Raw genomic sequence first — 21,359 nt, forward strand, 5'->3', positions numbered from 1 at the left:
GTTCTGCAGCCTAGCAGGGCTGCGCCGGGCAGGCGAGGGGTTGCATGGTGCGGTGCACCCTGCTGGGGGAAATCCTAGAACAGCCGCGCCAGCAGGGCGGTGACTGCCGTTTCCACCCGCAGAATGCGCGCGCCCAGCTGCACCGGTTGCAGGCCGGCTTCGGCAAGCTTTTCCACCTCATAGGGAATCCAGCCGCCTTCCGGGCCGATGGCCAGGGTCACCGCCTGCTCCACTACGCGGGGGCAGGATGGATAGTCGCCAGGGTGGCCGACCAGCCCCAGGGTGCCGGCAGCTAGCGCGGGCAGGCGGTCTTCGACAAAGGGCTTGAAGCGCTTTTCGATAATGACTTCCGGCAGCACCGTATCGCGGGCCTGTTCCAGGCCAAGGATCAGCTGTTCGCGAATGGCTTCAGGCGTGAGGAAAGGCGTCTGCCAGAAGCTTTTTTCCACCCGGTAACTGTTCAGCAGAATCAGCCGCTGCACGCCCATGCTGCTGACGGTTTGCAGCACCCGCTTGAGCATCTTCGGGCGGGGCAGGGCCAGTAGCAGGGTCAGGGGCAGTTTGGCCGGTGGCGCCTGATCCAGGCTGATGCTCAGCTCGGCCTGCTCGGTGTCCAGCTGCAGGACCTGACCGCTGCCCATCAGGCCATTCAGGCGGCCGACCCGCAGACTGTCGCCAGGCGCCACCTGCTGCACCTCCAGCATATGCTTGAGGCGTCGGCCGCTCAGGCGGACCCGATCCTCGGCGATAAAGTCGCCGTCTTCCAGCAGCAGCAGGTTCATGGCTGGGCGGCGGGCGGTTGGTCGTCGGATTCGCCGGCCTCGTCCTGCTCATGCTCGTCGCGGCGTTTGACCAGGCTTCCAAACAGCAGGCCGGCCTCGAACAGCAGCCACATGGGTACGGCCAGCAGGGTTTGCGAGAACACGTCCGGCGGGGTCAGCACCATGCCCACGGCGAAGCAGCCGACGATCACATAGGGGCGGCCCTTGCGCAGCGCCTCGACACTGACGATGCCGGCCCAGATCAGCAGGAAGGTGGCCACCGGAATCTCGAAGGCCACGCCGAAGGCGAAGAACAGGGTGAGGACAAAGTCCAGGTACTGGCCGATATCGGTCATCATCGCCACCCCTTCCGGGGTCACGCTGGCGAAGAAGCCGAACATGATCGGGAACACCACAAAGTAGGCGAAGGCCATGCCGGCGTAGAACAGCAGGATGCTGGAAATCAGCAGGGGAATGGCGATGCGCTTCTCGTGCTTGTACAGCCCCGGTGCGATAAAACCCCAGACCTGATGCAGGATGATCGGCATGGACAGGAACAGGGCGACCATCAGGGTCAGCTTGAACGGGGTGAGGAAGGGCGACGCCACGCCGGTGGCGATCATCGTCGCGCCTTCCGGCAGGTAGGCGCGCAGCGGGGCGGCTACCAGGGCGTAGATGTCCTGGGAGAAGTAGAACAGCCCGGCAAACAGCAGAAAGACCGCACAGACGCTGCGCAGCAGGCGCGTGCGCAACTCGGTCAGGTGGGAAACCAGGGGCATTTCCTGGTCACTGTCGGGGCGTGGGCTCATGGCTGCGGGTTTTTATCCGGGCTGGCGGAGGCGCTGTTGTTGGTGTTCGCGGACGGTGTGCTCGGCTCGGGTTCCACCAGGCTGCTGACGCTCTGTTGCATGGCCTTCATCTCGCGTTCCAGTTCGAGAATCTGCTCGTTGTGCAGTTGGCGGCGGATTTCATCGGCGCCGATTTCGCGCTCGACCTCGGCCTTGATCGCGCTGAAGCTGCGTTTCAGCCGGCCGATCCACAGGCTGGCGGTGCGCACCGCGCCGGGCAGCCGTTCCGGCCCCAGCACCACCAGGGCTACCAGGGCGATCAGCAGCAGTTCGCTAAAGCCGATATCGAACATGGCTTAGTCTTTTTTCGCCGGCTCTTCGACCTTGCGCGCCTGGGCGTCGATGGTCTGGCCCTTGGGCTCGTCCACCGCCGGCTTGTCGTCTTCATTGCCCATGGATTTGCGGAAGCCCTTGATCGCGTCGCCCAGATCCGAGCCCAGGCCCTTGAGGCGCTTGGTGCCGAACAGCATGACCACGATCAGCAGGATGATCAGGAGTTGCCAGATGCTAATGCCACCGAATCCCATAGTGCGTACTCCGTAGTAATAGATTGATCAGTTTTGCGAGCGTGCGGCTTTTTCTGCGTGCCCGGATAAGCCGAAACGGCGATCCAGTTCGTCCAGCACCGCCTGGGGATGCTGGCCGAGGGCAGCGAGCATGACCAGGCTGTGGAACCACAGGTCGGCGGTTTCATAGATCACATCGCTGCAATCACCGCTGACGGCGGCATCCTTGGCAGCGAGGATGGTTTCCACCGATTCCTCGCCGACCTTTTCCAGAATCTTGTTCAGGCCCTTGTGGTACAGGCTGGCCACGTAGGAGCTGTCGGCCTCGGCGCCTTTGCGCGATTCCAGTACTTCGGCCAGGCGGCTCAGGGTGTCGGTCATGGCCGTGTCACTCATGGTTGTGTCCCGGGTTGTAGATGGCGTGGGGGTCTTTCAGCACGGCATCGACGGTCTTCCAGGCGCCGTTGTCGAATACCCGATAGAAGCAACTTTCGCGCCCGGTATGGCAGGCGATGCCGCCCAATTGCTCGACCAGCAGGATGATCACGTCCGCATCGCAGTCCAGGCGCAGCTCGTGCAGCTTCTGCACATAGCCGGATTCCTCGCCCTTGCGCCACAGCTTGCCGCGTGAGCGCGACCAGTAGATGGCGCGCTGCTCGGCGGCGGTCAGGGCCAGGGCTTCACGGTTCATCCAGGCCATCATCAGCACGCGGCCGGTCTTGTGGTCTTGGGCGATGGCCGGCACCAGGCCGTCCGCGTTCCAGTTGATTTCGTCGAGCCAGTCAGTCATTGCTCTATCCGCCCATCTCGGGCTGCTTGATTGATAAACCTAGTGTGCCAGTGCGCGCCCGGTGTGGCTATCGGCGCAGCACCAGGTAGACGCCGCCGGCCAGCATCAGCCAGGCCGGCCAGGTGGCCAGGGTCAGCAGCAGGCCCTGGCTGGCGGCGCCACCAATCAGGGCGGCTCCGAGCAGGCGTGCCGGCCATTGATGGCTGGCCGCAGGTGCTGCCTGAATCGCGGCCGGTTGGTTAAGGCGTTCCAGGGCATCACGGGCGATCTGCGACAGATGTGGCACCTGCTCGGCCTGCAGCTGCAGGTTGCGCAGCAGGTGCAGGGGGCTGACCCGTTCACGCATCCAGCGTTCGAGGAAGGGCTGGGCGGTGCTCCACAGGTCCAGGTCCGGGTACAGCTGGCGGCCCAGGCCTTCGATATTCAGCAGGGTCTTCTGCAGCAGCACCAGCTGTGGCTGCACTTCCATATTGAAGCGCCGCGCGGTCTGGAACAGGCGCAGCAGCAGCTGGCCGAAGGAAATGTCCTTCAGCGGCTTTTCGAAGATCGGCTCGCACACGGTGCGGATCGCCGCCTCGAAATCATTGACCTTGGTGTCGGCCGGCACCCAGCCCGAGTCGATATGCAGCTGCGCCACGCGGCGGTAGTCGCGCTTGAAGAAGGCGATCAGGTTGCGCGCCAGGTAGTCCTGATCCTCGGGGGTGAGGCTGCCGATAATGCCGCAGTCGATGGCGATGTACTGCGGGTTCCAGGGCGTGCGAGTGCTGACGAAGATATTGCCGGGGTGCATGTCGGCGTGGAAGAAGCTGTCGCGGAACACCTGGGTGAAGAAAATCTCCACGCCGCGCTCGGCGAGTAGCTTCATATCGGTGCGCTGGTCGGCCAGGGTGGCCAGGTCGGTGACCTGGATGCCGTAGATGCGCTCCATCACCAGCACCTTGGGCCGGCACAGATCCCAGTACACCTGGGGCACATAGAGCAGCTCGGAGCCTTCGAAGTTGCGCCGCAGCTGGCTGGCGTTGGCCGCCTCGCGCAGTAGGTCGAGTTCGTCGAAGATGGTCTTCTCGTAATCGCTGACCACCTCCACCGGACGCAGGCGGCGAGCGTCCGGTGAGGCCTTCTCGGCCAGGCGGGCGAGCAGGAACAGCCAGGCCATGTCCTGTTCGATCACAGGCGCCAGGCCCGGGCGGATCACCTTGACCACCACCTCTTCACCACTGTTCAGCTGCGCGGCGTGGACTTGGGCCACCGAAGCCGAGGCCAGGGGCTGGGCGTCGAAGCGGGCAAACACCTCGCTGACACGGGCGCCCAACTGGCTTTCGATCAGGGCCTGGGCCTTGGCCGGATCAAAGGGCGGCACCTGGTCCTGCAGCTTGGCCAGCTCATCGGCAATATCCGGCGGCAGCAGGTCGCGGCGGGTGGAGAGCAACTGGCCGAACTTGATAAAGATCGGCCCCAGTTCTTCCAGGGCCAGGCGCAGGCGTGCGCCTCGGGAAAGATTCAGCGTGCGCCTTGGCAGCCAGCGCCAGGGCAGCAGGGCACTGAGTACGTGCAGCCAGACAGGCACCGGCAGGGCCAGGAGCAGGTCGTCCAGTTGATAGCGGATAACCACGCGTTTAATACGGAACAGGCGGCGAACGGCAAGCAGTTTCATGCGCTGGGCTTATGCAGTTGGGCGAGGCGCTCGATGCGCGCGTCGAGACGGTCGAGGTCGAGCTTGAGGCGATCCAGTTCGGCGAAGCGGCTGTCGGCTTCGCGCTGGCCCACCAGGCTGCGGGATTCTTCGCTGAGGTAGTCGGCCAGATTAAGCCGCAGACTATCGAGTGCCTGGGCGCTCCAGCTTACTCGGCTGCGCAGATGGCCACTAAGCAGCTGGCTGCCTACCGGGCCGAGCCAGCGCGACAGTTCGTATTCCCAGTCCAGCTCCAGATCCTGGAGGATGGCGGCAAGTTCCATCAGGGCGGCGCTGTCACCGTCCAGCTCCACTTCGGGGCTGTGCAGGATGCGGGTTTTGTCCTGGCTGCTGGCCAGGCGCAACAGGCTGGCAGCGGGGGCGCGCAGGCGGCAGTCGGCTGCACCGGCCCATTGCGACGCCAGTTGCAGGCCGCTGTTGCTGGGCAGGATAAACAGCTGCAGATTGGGCGCGCTGCATTCAACGGCAATGACCTTGCCGCTCAGACGCGCCAGGCGTGGCAGTGCGGTGCTGTCCATGGCCAGCACGCGGTTGAGGCCGAGCTCGACCCCGGCATACAGCCCGGTGAGTAACATCAGGGTTTGATGCCGCGGTGCAGGGCGACGATGCCGCCAGTCATGTTGTGGTAGGTGACACGCTCGAATCCGGCCTCGACCATCATCGCCTTGAGGGTCTCCTGGTTTGGATGCATGCGGATCGACTCGGCCAGGTAGCGGTAGCTGTCGGCGTCATTGGTGATCAGCTTGCCGGCCAGGGGCATAAAGCGGAACGAGTAGGCATCGTAGAATTTCGACAGCAGCTCGTTGGAGGGCTTGGAGAACTCCAGTACCAGCAGGCGGCCGCCGGGCTTGAGCACGCGCAGCATGGAACGCAGGGCGTCTTCCTTGTGGGTGACGTTGCGCAGGCCGAAGGCAATGGTGACCACGTCGAAATGGTTGTCGGGGAAGGGCAGCTTCTCGGCATCGGCCTGAACGAAACTGACATTGCCGGCCACGCCCTTGTCCAGCAGGCGGTCACGGCCGACGCGCAGCATCGACTCGTTGATATCGGCCAAGACCACTTCACCGCTCGGGCCGACCAGAGTCGAGAACTTGCGGGTCAGGTCGCCCGTGCCGCCGGCGATATCCAGCACCCGGTTGCCGGGGCGTACACCGGACAGTTCGATGGTGAAGCGCTTCCACAGGCGGTGCATGCCACCGGACAGCACGTCGTTCATCAGGTCGTACTTGGCCGCTACCGAATGGAAAACCTCGGCGACTTTCTCCGCCTTCTGGCTTTCCGGCACGCTCTGGAAACCGAAGTGGGTGGTGGGTTCGCTGTCGTTGCTCTTGCGCGGGTCGTTCATCGTGCCCTGTCCCATATACCGAGAGGCGAAATCAAAGTGGCGGCCATTCTAAACCGAAATGCAGTCCTAGGCTTCAAACCGCACGCTTGGCGTAAAAGTGCGAGGGCTTTATGGGGCGGCTGCTTGCTATAGTCTCGCGACCTAAGGTCGCAGTTAATTGGCGAGGAGAAGGCCATGGCCAGAATCAAAGTTGAACGTTCCCATAACCTTGGCCGTGAGGCTGCGCGGGAAAAGGCCGAGCAGCTGGCCGAGCGCCTGGCCCGGGAATACGACGTGCGCTATCGCTGGAATGGCGACTGCCTGGAGTTCAAGCGCAGCGGTGCCGATGGGCGCATCGATGTGGCCGAGGACTCCGTGAAGGTGCAGCTCAATCTGGGCCTGTTGCTGTCGGCCATGAGCGGCAGCATCAAGCGCGAAATCGAGGACGTGCTGGATAAGAATCTCAAGGCTTGAGGTTTTGCGTCGGCGCTTGAGGGTGAGGTGATCTGCTTTTGTAGAGTGCGCCATGCGCACCAAAAGCCTGGGACCGTCCCTGGTGCGCATGGCGCACCCTACCCAGCGTTGCTGTGCAACGTTGGAAATGGCTCCAGGCAGTTTTTGATGGTCTGCCATCCCTGGAGACCACCCTGTGGGCCGTTGCTGCGCAACGTTGGAAATGGCTCCAGGCAGTTTTTGATGGTCTGCCATCCCTGGCGACCACCCTGCGGGCCGTTGCTGCGCAACGTTGGAAATTGTTCCATGCAGTTTTTGATGGCTTGCCATCCCTGGCAGCCACCCTTCGGGCCGTTGCTGCGCAACGTTAAAAACTGCTCCAAGCAGTTTTTTCTTACGCTTAGTATGTGGTTTCTAATTTTCCTCGGTACCGTGCACTCAAGCCTGCATTCCGTGGGCGTTTCCTCGAAACATTAAGAGTGAGGTGCACCATGTCCAAAGTTGCCAAGAAAGTAGAAGCCGAAGAAAGCGTTACCGTGCTGAGCGACGTTAAAGTCTACGCTCGCAAGATCTGGCTGGCTGGCCTGGGTGCCTACGCCAAGGCCGGTCAGGAAGGCGCTGAGTATTTCAAAGAGCTGGTCAAGAGCGGCGAAGGCGTCGAGAAGCAGGGCAAGAAGCTGGTCAACGAACAGGTTGAAGCGGCCAACACCCAGATCGAAAGCGTCAAGAGCACTGTGACCACCAACGTCAACAGCGTTAAAGGCAAGGTTGAAGTGCAGCTCGACAAGATCGAGAAGGCTTTCGACACCCGTGTTGCCAGCGCCCTGAACCGCATTGGTATCCCGTCCAAGCAGGACATCGAAGTTCTGTCTGCTAAGCTGGATGAGCTGAGCGCGTTGCTTGAGCAAGTCGCGAAGACCAAGTAAAGGAGAGCGGGATGGCTGTCAAAAAGAAAACTGAAAAACAGTCCAGTTCCTGGATCGGCGAAGTCGAGAAGTATTCGCGTCAGATCTGGCTGGCCGGGCTGGGTGCCTATTCCAAGGTCAGCAAGGACGGCAACAAGCTGTTCGATACGCTGGTCAAGGATGGCGAAAAAGCTGAAAAACTGGCCAAGACCGAAGTCGACAAGCAGGTTGGCGCGGTAAAGACCACCGTCACTACCAAGGTGGATACCGCCAAGTCGAAAGTCGACGAAGTCAAGGACAAGGCGCTGGGCAAGTGGAGCGAGCTGGAAGAAGCCTTCGATAAGCGTTTGAACAATGCCATCTCGCGTCTCGGCGTGCCGAGCCGCAATGAAGTAAAGGCACTCAACGCCAAGGTCGAAAGCCTGACCAAGCAGATCGAACAGCTCACCGGTGTATCGGTGAAGTCGGTCAAGCCCGCAGCCAAGAAGGTGGCGGCCAAGCCTGCAGCCAAACCCGCGGCCAAGCCGGCGGCAAAAGCAGCAGCCAAGCCGGCCGCCAAGCCCGCCGCAAAACCTGCGGCCAAGGCAGCAGCCAAGCCAGCGGCCAAACCCGCTGCCAAGCCGGCCGCCAAGCCAGCTGCGAAGGCCGCGGCCAAGCCTGCAGTAGCGGCCAAGCCGGCTGCCCCTGCAGCCGCTGCGCCAGCACCTGCGGCCTCGGCTGCGCCAGCCGCGGCACCTGCTGCACCTGCCAGCCAGTCGTAAGACGGTTGGCCGTTCAAACAAAACGCCCGGCATCAGCCGGGCGTTTTGCGTTGTGAACCAGTAACGACTCAGTCTTCCAGATAACGCTGAGCCAGGTGTTCGGCGGCGAAGCGCGCCTCGTTGGCCAGGTGTGGCGCGGCCAGCATCATCACCTGATAGACCACCAGGCGGCTTTCGCCTTCACGGCCCATGATGCGCTGGTAGTCCAGGGAGAACAGCAGGGTCAGGGTGATCTGCTCCACCAGCTGGCCCAGGGCCTGGGTATCGCTCTGCAGCAGGCCATCGGCCTGCAGGCGGGCCAGCAGTTCGGCCAGGGCGCGCTTGAGGCTATTCAGCCACTGGCGTATGCCACGCTCCAGCTTGGGCACCCGGCTGGCCAGGTTGGACAGGTCCTGGAACAGAAAGCGGTAGTGGGCCAGGCGCTCGACGATCAGGTGCAGAAACAGCCAGTAGTCCTCGACATCCAGCTGCACGTCTTCGGGGGGCGCCAGCAGTGGAGCCAGCTCGGCCTGGAAGCGTTCAAACAGGCCGAGGATCAGTGGCTCCTTGCCGTGGAAGTGGTAGTACAGATTGCCCGGGCTGATGCCCAGTTCGTTGGCGATTTCCAGGGTGGAGACATTGGGCTCGCCCTTCTGGTTAAACAGCTGCAGGGCGCATTCGAGGATTCGGTCGCGGGTCTTCATGGATTCTTCTTGGTGGCCGCGGGGAAGGCCCGGTTGCCTTTGGCGCCCGGGCGGTGCTTAGCGTACATGCACATAGGTGCCGGGAGCGGCCTCCATGGCCGGGTAGTTCTGATTGCCCAGGGCCGGCAGGGTTTCACGGGTTTCCCCGGAGTGGGCCTGCAGCCATTCCAGCCATTGCGGCCACCAGCTGCCCTGGCTGCGTGCGGCTTCGTGGTACCAGGCCCGTGGATCGCCCGTGAGATTCTCGGCTTCCTGGTAGGTGGCCTTGGGATTGCCGGGCGGGTTGAGAATGCTCTGGATATGGCCGCTGTTGGACAGGATAAAGCGGCGCTTGCCGCCTAGCAGCAGGGTCGAGCGATAGACCGCGTCCCAGGGGGTGATGTGGTCGTTGATCCCGGCCACGCTGAAGCTGTCCACCGTGACCTTCTTCAGGTCGACCGGGGTGCCACAGACTTCCAGGCCCTGGGCGCGACTCAGTGGGTTGTATTTGAAAAAGTCCAGCAGGTCGCCGTGCAGGGCGGCCGGCAGACGGGTGTTGTCGTTGTTCCAGTAGAGGATGTCGAAGGCCGGCGGCTGTTTGCCCAACAGGTAGTTGTTGATCCAGTAGTTCCATACCAGGTCGTTGGGGCGCATCCAGGCGAACACCCGGGCCATGTCGCGGCCATTGAGCACGCCTTGCTGATAGGAGCGGCGTTTGGCCGCTTCCAGGGTCTGTTCGTCGGCAAACAGCATGGCCGGGCTGTCGATCTGGCTGTCCAGCAGGCTCACCAGGTAGGTGGCGCTGGCCACCTTGCGCAGCTGGCGCTTGGCCTGCAGATGACCCTGCAGGGCGGCGATGGTCAGACCGCCGGCACAGGCGCCAAGCAGGTTGACGTCCTTGCTGGCGGTGATGGCCCGGCATACATCCATTGCTTCTTCCGCAGCCTGTACATAGCTGGACAGGCCCCATTCGCGGTGCCGCGGATCAGGGTTGCGCCAGCTGATCACGAAGACCTGCAGGCCGTTTTTCAGGGCGTACTGGACAAAGCTCTTTTCGCTGGAGAGATCGAAGATGTAGTACTTGTTGATCTGCGGCGGCACGATCAGGAGCGGCTTGGCGTACTGCTTCTCGCTCATGGGCTTGTACTGGATCAGCTCCAGCATGTCGTTGCGAAACACCACGGCGCCGGCTGTGGTGGCCAGATTGCGGCCGACCTCGAAGGCCTTCTTGCTGACCTGGCTGGGCATGCCGTCGTTATTGATCAGGTCATCGAGCAGGTGGCTCAGGCCCTTGAGCAGGCTGCTGCCGCCGGTGTTGAACAGCTCCTTGATCACCAGTGGGTTGAGCGGGGTATTGGAGGGCGCCAGGGCATCGCCCAGCTGGCTGAGGACGAAGCGGGCGCGGGCGCGGTCGTCGTGATCCAGGTTGCTCTCTTCGATCCAGCGATTGAGTTGCTGCTGGCAAGCCAGATAGCCCTGCAGGCTGCGCCGGTAGAAGGGATTGTGCTGCCAGGTCGGATCGTTGAAGCGGGGGTCTTGAACGGGGGCGTTATAGGGCGTGTCGCCGAGCAGGATGCGGCCCAGTTGACCGCCCAGGGCCAGGGCATGGCGAGCGCTGTGTACCGGTTGCCTGAGGCCCTGCAGGGCCAGGCTGCGCAGGGTGGAAAACAGATCCCGGCCACGCAGGCCGACAATGGCATTCTGCGCATTCATCGGGCTTTTGCTGCGGGGCAGGGCGGCTGGCTGGTCTCGCATTGGGCAACACTCCGTCGTCAAACCATGAGAGTTCAAGGTCGAGCAATAAGCAGCAAGGCTTATACCAATACAGGTCGCGACGCATTCCAAAGCGCCGCGCGGCGAAGTACAGGTAATAGCCTGTGCCCTGAGTGGGGTCAAGCAGCGATTGCCCGCACCTTAGTGGTGCCGCACGTCAAGTGGTGTTGGTGCGCCGTTTCAATGGCTGCGGGCGCTGGTGGGGTGGGGGTGCATCACCGCGCGCTGACGCTCCTCTTCGAGGAATTTCATGATGATCGGCGCCACGGCTTCGGCACGGGTCACCAGAAACAGGTGGCCATCGTCGATCACATGCAGCTCGGAGTTGGGGATACGCCAGGCCAGCAGGCGCATATTCACCAGCGGGATCAGCGGATCGTCATCGCCGGCCATCACCAGGGTGGGTTGGCGGATCTTGTGCAGCCAATGGATGCTGGTCCAGCCGAGGCCAGCAAACAGCTGCCAGTAGTAGCCCATCTTGCCGCCCGAACGCACCTTGCTGGCATGGGCCAGGGCCAGCTTGGGGTCGCGGCGAAAGGCGCCGCCATAGATTTCCGGAGCGATCTGCACGCCGTAGGACGGTTGCACATAGCGCCGCGGGCTGGCCATGCACCAGAGCACCTTGGGCTTGCCGGGGATCATCACCGCGCCGGCCGAGGTGGCAGCGAGGATCAGCTTCTTGCAGCGCTCCGGGTAGTCATGGGCAAACTGCTGGGCCAGGGCGCCGCCCCAGGACACGCCGATGGCGTTGACCTGGCCGTAGTCCAGGTAGTCGAGCATGCGCGCGGCCAGTTTGGCCAGGCCCGGGAAGCGATAGGGTGTAGCCGGGGTGGACGAGCCGCCCACGCCGGGCACGTCGAAGGCGATCACCTCCAGATCCGGGTCGAGGGCGCGGACAAAGGGCATCACCAGTTCGAGGTTGGCGCCGATGCCATTGAAGATCAGCAGCGGCGTCAGTTTGCCGTTGCCCGGGCGAACGGCGGTTCGCAAGGTCTGGCCGTCCAGTTCGATGGTGCGGAATACGAAAGGTAGCGACATGCGCAAAGGCCCTATCAAATAAATCACTGGGGCGGACCTTCCCGGTCTTTCCCAGAACCGCCAGGGCAAAGCCTGGTTCGCCAGCTCCGACCATTCAGCGGCCGGGCTGGCGAGCGACACCTCCGGTGTCGCGGGCAGTGTTGCGCAATGCGCAGTGAATCAGCGTTCGTGAACGTAGGTACCCGGTGCGGCTTCGCCCGCAGCATATTTCTTGTTGCCCAGGCTGGTGGGCGCCTTCTTCTGCGCGCCGGAGCGCTCGGCCAGCCAGGTTTGCCAGTTCAGCCACCAGGAATCGGCATGCTTGGTCGAGCTGGCCTGCCATTCCTTCGGATCGGCCGGCAGCTCGGTGTTGGTCATGTAGCGTGCCTTGGGATTGCCCGGCGGGTTGAGAATGCTCTGGATATGGCCGCTGTTGGACAGCACGAAATCCACCTTGCCGCCGAACAGCTTGGCCGACTTGTAGCAGGACTCCCACGGGGTGATGTGGTCGGTTGTGCCGGCCACGCAGTACAGGTCACAGGTCACCTGCTTGAGGTCGATCGGCGTGCCGCAGACTTCCAGGGCACCGGGACGGATCAGCGGGTTGGACTTGAACATCTCGATAAACTCGCCGTGCAGGGCAGCCGGCAGGCGGGTGGTGTCGTTGTTCCAGTAGAGGATATCGAACACCGGCGGCTCGTTGCCCAGCAGGTAGTTGTTGACCCAGTAGTTCCAGATCAGATCGTTCGGGCGCATCCAGGCGAAGACCTTGGCCATGTCGCTGCCTTCCAGCACGCCGGCCTGGTAGGAACGGCGCTTGGCGATCTCCAGGCTCTTCTCGTCGGCGAACAGGGCGACATCGGTCTCCAGGCGGTTATCCAGCACGCTGACCAGCAGGGTCAGGGCGTTCACCTTGTGTTGGCCGAGCGCGGCATAGTGACCCAGCAGCGAGGTGGTGGTCAGGCCGCCGGAGCAGGCGCCGAGCATGTTGACGTCCTTGCTGCCGGTCACTGCGGTAACCACGTCGATGGCTTCTTTCAGCGCCTCGATATAGGTCGAGAGGCCCCACTCGCGGTGGGCCTTGGTCGGGTTGCGCCAGCTGACCACGAAGGTCTGGATGCCATTGCGCAGGAGGAAACGCGCCACGCTCTTTTCCGGCGAGAGGTCGAAGACATAGAACTTGTTGATCTGCGGTGGCACCACCAGCAGTGGCCGCTCCAGCACCTGTTCGGTCATGGGGCGGTACTGGATCAACTCCAGCAGGTCATTACGGAAGATCACCGCGCCTTCGGTGGTCGCCAGGTTCTTGCCTACTTCAAAGGCATTCATATTGACCTGGCTGGGCATGCCGCCATTGTTGACGATGTCCTTGGCCAGGTGCGACAGGCCGTCGAGCAGGCTCTTGCCGCCGGTTTCGAAGAAGCGCTTGACCGCTGCCGGGTTGGCCATGCTGTTGGTCGGGGCCATGGCTTCGGTCATCAGGTTGATGACGAAATGGCCACGGCTGACGTCCTGCTCGGGCAGGTTGCTGTGCTCGATCCAGTCGTGCAGTTCCTTGCGCCAGGCCAGGTAGGTCTGCAGGTAACGCTTGTACAGCGGGTTCTGGCTCCAGGCCGGATCGCTGAAGCGGCGATCGCCCTCGGAGGGGGTCAGTTCGGACTGGCCGAGCAGTACGTTTTTCAGCTCCATGCCGAAGTGGGCAACGTGCTTGGCGCTATGGAAGGGTTGTTTGATGGCCTGCTTCAGCACCGTACGGGCCGAGGACAGCAAATCCTTACCGCGGATGCCGATCACCGGATTGAGGCCGAGGGTGTTCTCGGAGGCCTGGTGCTTCAGGTCATCGTTATTCTTGTCAGTCATCTACAACGCTCCATTGTCCTGAGACGAAATACCGGCGTACTGCTGTGCACGGCGACACAGGGCGAAGGGCCAGGTATTGCCCGGGTTGCCGAGGGCGGATGGGCTCCGCACGTTTTCTTGCCACAGGATTGAACCCAAGCAAGAAAACTTCCAGATCCTTGGTTACCCGAGTTTGTGAATTTGTGCAAGCTGGTCGCGATATCGACCGAATGCAGCGGCAGTATGCCGATAAGGATTAGAAAATGCGTTCTAACCCACGGGAGCTGGCGCTGTAGAGGGCTTGCTTGGGTGCGGTGGATTGTCGCGCCGGATCAGGGAATTACTGAGTGCATCAGGCGCCGAACGGTCAGCGGGTGGTTGGTCGGCCAGCGGCGTGGCCGGTGGTTTTCAGCTTCTGTCAGAGCAGCAGTTTGACCACCGACTCGTCGGGGTCGCGCGATTGCCCGGCGGCGGCCAGGGCGGCTAAGTAGTCTGCCCACAGGCTGTCCTGCTGAGTGGCCAGTTGGTGGAGGTAGTCCCAGCTATACAGGCCGCTGTCGTGGCCATCGTCGAAGACCAGCTTGAGGGCGTAGTTGCCGGCGGGTTCGACCTTGAGCAGGCCGACATGCAGTTTGCCGCTTTGCAGCACCGGTTTACCGTGGCCGCGCACTTCGGCCGAGGGTGAGTGTACGCGCAGGTACTCGGCGCTGAGGCTATAACTCTGCTCGCCGTAGCGCAGCTCCAGGGTCCTGGAGGCCTTGTGCAGTTTGATGGCGGAGGGGATGGGCATCGGCGGCTCCAGCAGCGCAGCCCGGAGAGTATCCGGGCTGCGGGCGGTTTACAGAATATAGCGCGACAGGTCTTCGTCCTGGGCCAGTTCGCCGAGGTGGCTGTTGACGTAGGCGGCGTCGATCACGATGGGCGTGCCGTTCTGCTGGCCGGCCAGATCACCGGCGCTGAAGGAGACTTCCTCCAGCAGGCGCTCAAGCAGGGTGTGCAGGCGCCGCGCGCCGATGTTCTCGGTCTTCTCGTTGACCTGCCAGGCGATCTCGGCGATGCGCTTGATGCCCTCGGCGGCGAATTCGATCTTCAGCCCTTCGGTCTCCAGCAGGGCAGCGTACTGCTCGGTCAGGGAGGCGTGGGGTTCGCTGAGAATGCGCTCGAAGTCCTCGGGCGACAGGGCCTTGAGCTCGACGCGAATCGGCAGACGGCCCTGCAGTTCGGGCACCAGATCGCTTGGCTTGCTCAGGTGGAAGGCGCCGGAGGCGATAAACAGGATATGGTCGGTCTTGACCATGCCCAGCTTGGTATTGACCGTGCAGCCTTCGATCAGCGGCAGCAGGTCGCGTTGCACGCCCTCGCGGGAGACGTCGGCGCCGCCGACATTGCCGCGCTTGGCCACCTTGTCGATCTCGTCGATAAACACGATGCCGTTCTGCTCCACCGCTTCCAGGGCCTTGGCCTTGAGTTCGTCCTCGTTGACCAGGCGCGCGGCTTCCTCGTCGCGGATCATCTTGAGGGCGTCGGCCACCTTGAGCTTGCGGCTCTTCTTCTTGCCCTTGCCCATGCTGGAGAACAGGTTCTGCAGCTGGTTGGTCATCTCTTCCATGCCCGGCGGGGTCATGATCTCGACGCCCATTGGGGCTTCGGCCACTTCGATGTCGATTTCCTTGTCGTCCAGCTGGCCTTCGCGCAGGCGCTTGCGGAACAGCTGGCGGGTGTTGGAGTCGCTGCTGGGGGCCGGGTCTTCGTTGAAACCGGCGCGCGGTGGTGGCAGCAAGGCGTCGAGGATGCGCTCCTCGGCGGCGTCTTCGGCGCGGTGGCGAACCTTGATGATCTCCTGCTCGCGCAGCATCTTGATCGCGGCATCAGCCAGGTCACGGATGATCGACTCGACGTCACGGCCGACATAGCCGACCTCGGTGAACTTGGTGGCTTCCACTTTAAGGAATGGGGCGTTGGCGAGTTTCGCCAGGCGCCGGGCGATTTCGGTCTTGCCGACGCCGGTGGGGCCGATCATCAGGATGTTCTTCGGCGTGACTTCCTGGCGCAGCTCGGCCGGCAGCTGCATGCGCCGCCAGCGGTTGCGCAGGGCGATGGCCACGGCGCGCTTGGCGTCGTCCTGGCCGATGATATGGCGGTTGAGTTCGGAAACGATCTCGCGGGGTGTCATGGACATGCGGGCTTGCTCCAGCGGAAAACCGCGCTTACTCAGCGCAGTCTTGCTCTTCGATGGTGAGATTCTGATTGGTGAAGACACAGATGGAGCCGGCAATGTTCAGCGCGGTTTCGGTGATTTCACGGGCGCTCAAATCGGTTTTCTGCAGCATGGCCATGGCCGCGGCCTGGGCGAAACCGCCGCCGGAGCCCATGGCGATCAGGCCGTGTTCGGGTTCGACCACATCACCGTTGCCGGTGATGATCAAGGAGGCGTCCTTGTTGGCCACCGCCAGCATGGCTTCCAGGCGGCTCAGCGAGCGGTCGGTGCGCCAGTCCTTGGCCAGTTCGACAGCGGCGCGCACCAGATGGCCCTGATGCTTCTCCAGCTGGCCTTCGAAACGTTCGAACAGGGTAAAGGCATCGGCGGTGGCGCCGGCGAAGCCGGCCAGTACCTGGCCGTGGTAAAGGCGCCGCACCTTTTTGGCGTTGCCTTTCATCACGGTGTTGCCGAGGGATACCTGGCCGTCGCCGCCCATGACGACTTTGCCGTTGCGGCGCACTGAAACGATGGTGGTCAAGGGGAGAGTCTCCACGCAGCGGGGCGAAAGTGCCCAATGCCGAATGAAGTGGGGGCAGCGGTGGCCCGCTTCAAGTGCCGGGGGCGGGCTGACCGACAAAATGTCTTCAGGCCGCGCCCCGGGGCCAGAGCGTGCCGGGCTTAACGGGCCGGACGCTGCTGTAACAGCAGATTGCTAAAGCCGTTGGCCGCGAGGCTTTTCTGCGCCTGGCCGAGTTGCTCGCGGGTGGCATAAGGGCCGATCAGCACCCGGTGCCAGGTTTCCTCGCGTACCTTGCCGGCCTCCACCTGCACGTCCTGGCCGAGCAGGATGATGCGCGCGCGCAGGCTGTCGGCGTCTTCCTTGCGGCGGAAGGAGCCGGCCTGGAGGTAGAACTGGGTGCTGGCGGGCGCCTGGGCGATCACCGGCGGTGGTGGTGGTGTCTCACCCCGCAGCGCCGCTTCGGCGCGTGCGGCGTCGATTTTTGCAGCCTCTTCGGCACTGACCGGTTTGGGCGCAGGTGCCGGCGCTGGCTCGATGGCCTTGGGCGGCAATTGCACTTCCGATTCCGGCAGCAGGGTGTAGAAGTCGTACTTGGGCTTGATCGGCTCCGGCTGGCTCGGTTTGGCCGGCTGAGTGGGGCGCGCCTGCTCGGCCTTGTTGCGTTTGATCTCGTCGCGACCGGGTTCCAGGCTGAACAGGAACACCATAAAACCGCCGACCACCAGGCCGCAGACCAGCCAGAACCAGCCCGGCACCGGCTTCTTGGCCGGTGCCTGATAGCGGCTGGCGCCGCGTTTCGGGGCGGGTTTCTTGCGCGCTGCCACTTACATGCGCTCCAGGGTGTCCAGGCCGAGCAGCTGCAGGCCCTGCTGCAGGGTGCGTCCGGTCAGGGCGGCCAGGCGCAGACGGCTGTTCTGCACGGCTGCATCTTCGCTGCTGAGAATCGGGCAATGCTCATAGAAGCTGGAGAACAGCCCGGCCAGGTCGTACAGGTAGGCGCACAGCAGGTGCGGCTCGCCCTTGTCGGCCACGCTGTTGAGCACTTCGGCAAACTGTGCCAGCTTGCCGGCCAGGTCGATTTCCTGGGGCGCCTGCAGGTTGATCTGGCCTTCGACCTGCTCGAAACCCTGACCCAGTTTGCGGAAGATGCTGGCCACGCGGGTGTAGGCGTACAGCAGGTAAGGGGCGGTGTTGCCTTCGAAGCTGAGCATCAGTTCGAAGTTGAAGCGGTAGTCGCTGGTGCGGTGCTTGGACAGGTCGGCGTACTTCACCGCACCGATGCCCACGGCGCGGGCAATAGTGCGCAGTTCGTCCTCGGCCAGGTCCGGGTTCTTCTCCTTGACCAGGCTGTAGGCGCGTTCCTCGGCCTCATCCAGCAGCTCGATCAGTTTGACCGTGCCGCCGTCGCGGGTCTTGAACGGGCGGCCGTCGGCGCCGTTCATGGTGCCGAAGCCCATATGCTCCAGTTGCATGCTTTCATGCACGAAGCCGGCGCGGCGCGCCACCTCGAAGGCCATCTGGAAGTGCAGGGCCTGGCGCTGGTCGACGAAGTACAGGGCGCGGTCGGCCTTGAGCACCTGGCTGCGGTAACGCATGGCGGCCAGGTCGGTGGTGGCGTAGAGATAGCCGCCGCCGGCTTTCTGCACGATCACCGGCAGCGGGTTGCCTTCGGCGTTCTTGTAGTCGTCGAGAAACACGCACTGGGCGCCGTTGTCCTCGGTCAGCAGGCCCTTGGCCCGCAGGGCTTCGATAATGCCCGGCAGCTCGTCGTTGTAGGCGCTCTCGCCCTTGACGTCGGCCATGCCCAGCTTCACCCCCAGGCGGTCGTAGGCTTTCTGGCAGTGGGACAGGGAAATATCGTTGAAACGGTGCCACAGGCGCATGCACTCGGCTTCCCCGGCCTGCAGCTGGACCACCAGCTGGCGGGCGCGTTCGGCAAACTCGGGCGAATCGTCGAAGCGCTTCTTGGCTGCGCGGTAGAAGCTTTCCAGGTCAGCCAGCTCGCTTTCCGCCGCCTCCGGATTCTCCTCCATAAAGGCCAGTAGCATGCCGAACTGGGTGCCCCAGTCGCCCACATGGTTCTGCCGGATCACCCGGTCACCGAGAAACTCCAGCACCCGCGCCACGGCATCGCCGATGATGGTGGAGCGCAGGTGGCCGACGTGCATTTCCTTGGCCAGGTTGGGCGAAGACAGGTCGATCACCACGGTCTGCGCGCTGCCGGCCTTGCGCGCGCCCAGTTGTGGGTCGGCCAGGGCCGCTTCCAGGCGCTGGGCCAGGGCATCGCTGTTCTGGAAGAAGTTGAGAAAGCCGGGGCCGGCGATTTCCACCTTGCTCACCTGGCTGTCGGCGGGCAGGGCGGCGATCAGCTTTTCCGCCAGATCGCGGGGCTTAAGCCCGGCCGGCTTGGCCAGCATCATGGCGATATTGCTGGCGAAGTCGCCGTGGCTCTTGTCCTTGGTGTTCTCCACCTGAATGGCCGGGGCCAGGCCCTCGGGCAGCACGCCTTCGGCGATGAGGCGGGTCAGGGCTTGCTGGATCAGGTGGCGAATAGTGTCTTTCATGGTCTCTCGGGTCGCCCGTGGGCTCTGGTCGAAAACTGCGCATTATAGAAGCAGCCATAAGCGGCAGGCCATAACTTGTAGGGCGGACATGCCGCAGGCTTGTCCGCCACAGCGACGCCGTGTCCACATGTTGGTCGCTTAGAACAGATCAATCGGGTCCACATCCAGCGACCAGCGCACTGCGCGGCCGCTGGGCATCTGCTCCAGGCTCTGGGTCCAGCGGCTGAGCAGGCGATGCAGGGGCGCGCGGGCATTGGCCTGCACCAGCAGTTGGGCCCGGTAGCGCCCGGCGCGGCGTTCCATGGGCGCCGGTACCGGGCCGAGCAATTCGATACCGCCAAGCCCCAACTCTTCCAGCAACAGTTCCGCCTCGCCGCAGGCCTGGTCGAGAAAGGCTTCAGCCTGCCCCGGTTTATGTGCTTCGGCGCGCAGCAGGGCGAGGTGACAGAAGGGCGGCAGGCCGGCGCTGCGTCGCTCGCTCAGGGCCTGCTCGGCAAAGGCGAAGTAGCCTTGTTCGGTCAGTTGCACCAATAAAGGATGGTCGGCCAGGTGGCTCTGGATAATCACGCGGCCCGGTTCTTCGGCCCGTCCGGCGCGGCCGGCGACCTGGACGATCAGTTGGGCCATGCGCTCGCTGGCGCGAAAGTCGGCGGAAAACAGCCCGCCATCGGCATCCAGAATCGCCACCAGGGTCACGCGGGGGAAGTGATGACCCTTGGCCAACATCTGGGTGCCGACCAGGATGCACGGCTCGCCGCGCTGCACCCGGTTGAACAGGCTGGTCATGGCCTCCTTGCGCGAGGTGCTGTCACGGTCCACGCGCAGCACGGGGACATCGGGGAAGAGAATTTCCAGGCGTTCTTCAGCGCGCTCGGTGCCGGCACCAACCGGGCGTAGGTCGACGTTGTTACATTTCGGGCAGTTGCTCGGCTGGCGTTCGACGTGGCCGCAATGGTGGCAGCGCAGCTCGCGTGAGCGCTGGTGCACGGTCATCCTCGCGTCACAACGCGGGCATTCCGATAGCCAGCCGCAGTCGTGACAGAGCAGGGTCGGGGCGAAACCGCGTCGGTTGAGAAACACCAGCACCTGCTGGCCGGCTTGCAAAGTCTGGGCGATGGCCTGCTGCATGGGCCCTGAGATGCCGGAATCCAGCGGTCGGCTTTTTACATCCAGGCGTAGAAAGCGCGGCTGCTTGGCGCCGCCGGCCCGTTCGCGCAGCTGCAGCAGGGTGTAGCGGCCATTGTGGGCGTTGTGCAGGCTCTCCAGCGAGGGCGTGGCCGAGCCCAGCACGATCGGAATATTTTCCTGATGGGCACGTACCACCGCCAGGTCGCGGGCGTGGTAGCGCAGGCCTTCCTGCTGTTTATAGGAGGCGTCGTGCTCCTCGTCGATGATGATCAGCCCCGGCCGCTGCATCGGGGTGAACAGTGCCGAGCGGGTGCCGATGATGATATCGGCCTCGCCATCGCGGGCGGCCAGCCAGGCGTCCAGGCGTTCGCGGTCATTCACCGCCGAATGCAGCAGGGCGATGCGCGCGTTGAAGCGCTGCTCGAAACGCACCAGGGTCTGCGGGCCGAGATTGATCTCCGGGATCAGCACCAGGGCCTGCTTGCCGGCCTCCAGGGTTTCGCGGATCAGTTGCAGGTAGACCTCGGTCTTGCCGCTGCCGGTGACCCCAGCCAGGAGAAAGGCGTTGAACTGGCCTGCGCCTGCGCGGATGGCCTCGCTGGCGGCGCGCTGTTCGGCATTCAGTGGCAGTTCCGGCTGGGCCAGCCAGCTGGCGTGGCGCTCCCGTGGTGCATGGCGGCGCACCTCGATCTGCGCCAGGCCTTTTTCCAGCAGCAGGTCGAGGCTGTCCTTGTTCAGTTGCAGGGTGCTGAGCAGGCTGTGGGCGATGCCGTGGGGATGTTGGGCGAGCACTTTCAGCGCCTCGCGCTGGCGCGGCGCGCGGCTCAGGCGCGGGTCATCGAGCTGGGCGCCGGGGACGGCCGACCAGAAGCGCTCCTGGCGCACTTCCGCCGGTTCACCCTGACGCAGCAGCACCGGCAGCGCCCAGCTCAGGGTATCGCCGAGGCTGTGCTGGTAATACTGCGCGGTCCACAGGCACAGCTTGAACAGCGCAGGCGGCAGGGGCGACTGGGCGTCCAGCAGCTGCAGGGCTGGCTTGAGCTTGTCCGCCGGTACCTCGCTGTGCTCGGTTACTTCGATCAGAATACCGATCAACTCGCGCCGGCCAAAGGGCACTCGCAGGCGCATGCCCGGCTGCAGGGCACTACGCGGCACACCGGGCGGGGCGCGGTAGTCGAACAGGCGGCGCAGTGGCGAGGGCAGGGCGAGGCGCAGAATGGCGTCGGGCACGCGAGGGGCTCCTGATTGCAGGGCGCGATAGTAGCACGCACCACGCGACGGCCGGCGCAGTGCGTGGCTTGCATCGGATCAGGGGTCTGGTATGATCCGCGGCCTATTTCCGTGCGGTACCTGACGTTGGGTCGGGTGGCGGCACACACTACCGAGGAATACACCATGAAAGCCGATATCCACCCGACTTACGAAGCAATCACCGCTACCTGCAGCTGTGGCAACGTGATCGAAACTCGCTCCACCCTGGGCAAGCCGCTGGCCCTGGACGTGTGCAACGAGTGCCACCCGTTCTACACCGGTAAGCAGAAGATGCTGGATACCGGCGGCCGTGTTGACCGCTTCAAGCAGCGTTTCGGCATGTTCGGCGCCAAGCAGTAAGCTG

At 63.6% G+C, this 21,359-nt stretch carries 22 protein-coding genes and 1 pseudogene; 4 read left to right on the top strand and 19 right to left on the bottom strand.

Annotation, left to right across the window (positions count from 1 at the left end):
* Nucleotides 1–74: 74 nt before the first annotated feature.
* The 9 genes from GJV18_RS04395 to ubiE form a co-directional block, all read right to left on the bottom strand.
* On the bottom strand, nucleotides 75–782 hold the full coding sequence (locus GJV18_RS04395) for a 16S rRNA (uracil(1498)-N(3))-methyltransferase (protein ID WP_160343494.1): 708 nt from the start codon (nucleotides 780–782) through the stop codon (nucleotides 75–77).
* On the bottom strand, nucleotides 779–1,570 hold the full coding sequence (gene tatC, locus GJV18_RS04400; protein WP_160343495.1) for a twin-arginine translocase subunit TatC: 792 nt from the start codon (nucleotides 1,568–1,570) through the stop codon (nucleotides 779–781). Before tatC ends, GJV18_RS04395 begins: the two co-directional genes overlap by 4 nt.
* Entirely contained in the window at nucleotides 1,567–1,902 is a 336-nt protein-coding gene (tatB, locus tag GJV18_RS04405) for a Sec-independent protein translocase protein TatB (RefSeq protein WP_160343496.1), read from the bottom strand. Before tatB ends, tatC begins: the two co-directional genes overlap by 4 nt.
* 3 nt (nucleotides 1,903–1,905) lie before the next feature.
* Nucleotides 1,906–2,136 carry a twin-arginine translocase TatA/TatE family subunit gene (tatA, locus tag GJV18_RS04410; protein ID WP_160343497.1) on the bottom strand — a complete coding sequence of 77 codons (231 nt, stop codon included), beginning with the start codon at nucleotides 2,134–2,136 and terminating at the stop codon, nucleotides 1,906–1,908.
* Nucleotides 2,137–2,163: 27 nt separating this feature from the next.
* A complete protein-coding gene (locus GJV18_RS04415) occupies nucleotides 2,164–2,496 on the bottom strand; it encodes a phosphoribosyl-ATP diphosphatase (protein ID WP_160345973.1) in 333 nt (110 codons plus the stop codon).
* 7 nt (nucleotides 2,497–2,503) lie between these two features.
* Nucleotides 2,504–2,905 (bottom strand): phosphoribosyl-AMP cyclohydrolase, encoded by a 402-nt coding sequence (hisI, locus tag GJV18_RS04420; RefSeq protein ID WP_160343498.1) that lies wholly within the window; start codon nucleotides 2,903–2,905, stop codon nucleotides 2,504–2,506.
* 67 nt (nucleotides 2,906–2,972) lie between these two features.
* The gene (ubiB, locus tag GJV18_RS04425; RefSeq protein WP_160343499.1) at nucleotides 2,973–4,559 is read right to left on the bottom strand and encodes a ubiquinone biosynthesis regulatory protein kinase UbiB; all 1,587 of its coding nucleotides are present in this window, start codon (nucleotides 4,557–4,559) and stop codon (nucleotides 2,973–2,975) included.
* Nucleotides 4,556–5,173, bottom strand: coding sequence for a ubiquinone biosynthesis accessory factor UbiJ (locus GJV18_RS04430; RefSeq protein WP_160343500.1), 618 nt, complete (start codon nucleotides 5,171–5,173; stop codon nucleotides 4,556–4,558). Before GJV18_RS04430 ends, ubiB begins: the two co-directional genes overlap by 4 nt.
* Nucleotides 5,173–5,943, bottom strand: coding sequence for a bifunctional demethylmenaquinone methyltransferase/2-methoxy-6-polyprenyl-1,4-benzoquinol methylase UbiE (gene ubiE, locus GJV18_RS04435; RefSeq protein WP_160343501.1), 771 nt, complete (start codon nucleotides 5,941–5,943; stop codon nucleotides 5,173–5,175). Before ubiE ends, GJV18_RS04430 begins: the two co-directional genes overlap by 1 nt.
* A 174-nt stretch (nucleotides 5,944–6,117) precedes the next feature.
* Here ubiE and GJV18_RS04440 point away from each other — a divergent pair, with 174 nt between their 5' ends.
* The 3 genes and pseudogenes from GJV18_RS04440 to GJV18_RS04450 form a co-directional block, all read left to right on the top strand.
* Nucleotides 6,118–6,396, top strand: a complete 279-nt coding sequence (locus tag GJV18_RS04440) for a polyhydroxyalkanoic acid system family protein (RefSeq protein ID WP_160343502.1) — start codon at nucleotides 6,118–6,120, stop codon at nucleotides 6,394–6,396.
* A 470-nt stretch (nucleotides 6,397–6,866) separates the two neighbouring features.
* Entirely contained in the window at nucleotides 6,867–7,301 is a 435-nt protein-coding gene (locus GJV18_RS04445) for a phasin family protein (protein WP_160343503.1), read from the top strand.
* An 11-nt stretch (nucleotides 7,302–7,312) separates the two neighbouring features.
* Nucleotides 7,313–8,035, top strand: a pseudogene (locus tag GJV18_RS04450) (phasin family protein); the annotation flags it as partial.
* Between the two features lie 74 nt (nucleotides 8,036–8,109).
* Here GJV18_RS04450 and GJV18_RS04455 read toward each other — a convergent pair.
* The 10 genes from GJV18_RS04455 to GJV18_RS04500 form a co-directional block, all read right to left on the bottom strand.
* Entirely contained in the window at nucleotides 8,110–8,724 is a 615-nt protein-coding gene (locus GJV18_RS04455; RefSeq protein WP_160343505.1) for a TetR/AcrR family transcriptional regulator, read from the bottom strand.
* 57 nt (nucleotides 8,725–8,781) lie between these two features.
* On the bottom strand, nucleotides 8,782–10,458 hold the full coding sequence (gene phaC / locus GJV18_RS04460; RefSeq protein ID WP_160343506.1) for a class II poly(R)-hydroxyalkanoic acid synthase: 1,677 nt from the start codon (nucleotides 10,456–10,458) through the stop codon (nucleotides 8,782–8,784).
* A 198-nt stretch (nucleotides 10,459–10,656) separates the two neighbouring features.
* Nucleotides 10,657–11,514 carry a poly(3-hydroxyalkanoate) depolymerase gene (gene phaZ, locus GJV18_RS04465; RefSeq protein WP_160343507.1) on the bottom strand — a complete coding sequence of 286 codons (858 nt, stop codon included), beginning with the start codon at nucleotides 11,512–11,514 and terminating at the stop codon, nucleotides 10,657–10,659.
* 159 nt (nucleotides 11,515–11,673) lie between these two features.
* Nucleotides 11,674–13,353, bottom strand: a complete 1,680-nt coding sequence (phaC, locus tag GJV18_RS04470) for a class II poly(R)-hydroxyalkanoic acid synthase (RefSeq protein ID WP_160343508.1) — start codon at nucleotides 13,351–13,353, stop codon at nucleotides 11,674–11,676.
* Nucleotides 13,354–13,750: 397 nt separating this feature from the next.
* Entirely contained in the window at nucleotides 13,751–14,122 is a 372-nt protein-coding gene (locus GJV18_RS04475) for a gamma-butyrobetaine hydroxylase-like domain-containing protein (RefSeq protein WP_160343509.1), read from the bottom strand.
* A 48-nt stretch (nucleotides 14,123–14,170) separates the two neighbouring features.
* Nucleotides 14,171–15,511, bottom strand: a complete 1,341-nt coding sequence (hslU, locus tag GJV18_RS04480; protein WP_160343510.1) for an ATP-dependent protease ATPase subunit HslU — start codon at nucleotides 15,509–15,511, stop codon at nucleotides 14,171–14,173.
* 28 nt (nucleotides 15,512–15,539) lie between these two features.
* The gene (gene hslV, locus GJV18_RS04485) at nucleotides 15,540–16,070 is read right to left on the bottom strand and encodes an ATP-dependent protease subunit HslV (RefSeq protein ID WP_160343511.1); all 531 of its coding nucleotides are present in this window, start codon (nucleotides 16,068–16,070) and stop codon (nucleotides 15,540–15,542) included.
* 140 nt (nucleotides 16,071–16,210) lie between these two features.
* On the bottom strand, nucleotides 16,211–16,876 hold the full coding sequence (locus GJV18_RS04490; protein WP_160343512.1) for an SPOR domain-containing protein: 666 nt from the start codon (nucleotides 16,874–16,876) through the stop codon (nucleotides 16,211–16,213).
* The gene (gene argS, locus GJV18_RS04495) at nucleotides 16,877–18,616 is read right to left on the bottom strand and encodes an arginine--tRNA ligase (RefSeq protein WP_160343513.1); all 1,740 of its coding nucleotides are present in this window, start codon (nucleotides 18,614–18,616) and stop codon (nucleotides 16,877–16,879) included.
* Between the two features lie 138 nt (nucleotides 18,617–18,754).
* On the bottom strand, nucleotides 18,755–20,974 hold the full coding sequence (locus GJV18_RS04500) for a primosomal protein N' (protein WP_160343514.1): 2,220 nt from the start codon (nucleotides 20,972–20,974) through the stop codon (nucleotides 18,755–18,757).
* A 165-nt stretch (nucleotides 20,975–21,139) separates the two neighbouring features.
* On the opposite strand from GJV18_RS04500, the gene rpmE reads away from it, so the two are divergent.
* The gene (gene rpmE / locus GJV18_RS04505) at nucleotides 21,140–21,355 is read left to right on the top strand and encodes a 50S ribosomal protein L31 (protein ID WP_160343515.1); all 216 of its coding nucleotides are present in this window, start codon (nucleotides 21,140–21,142) and stop codon (nucleotides 21,353–21,355) included.
* Nucleotides 21,356–21,359: the final 4 nt, after the last annotated feature.

The organism is Pseudomonas xionganensis (assembly GCF_009763245.1).
Lineage (GTDB): Bacteria > Pseudomonadota > Gammaproteobacteria > Pseudomonadales > Pseudomonadaceae > Aquipseudomonas > Aquipseudomonas xionganensis.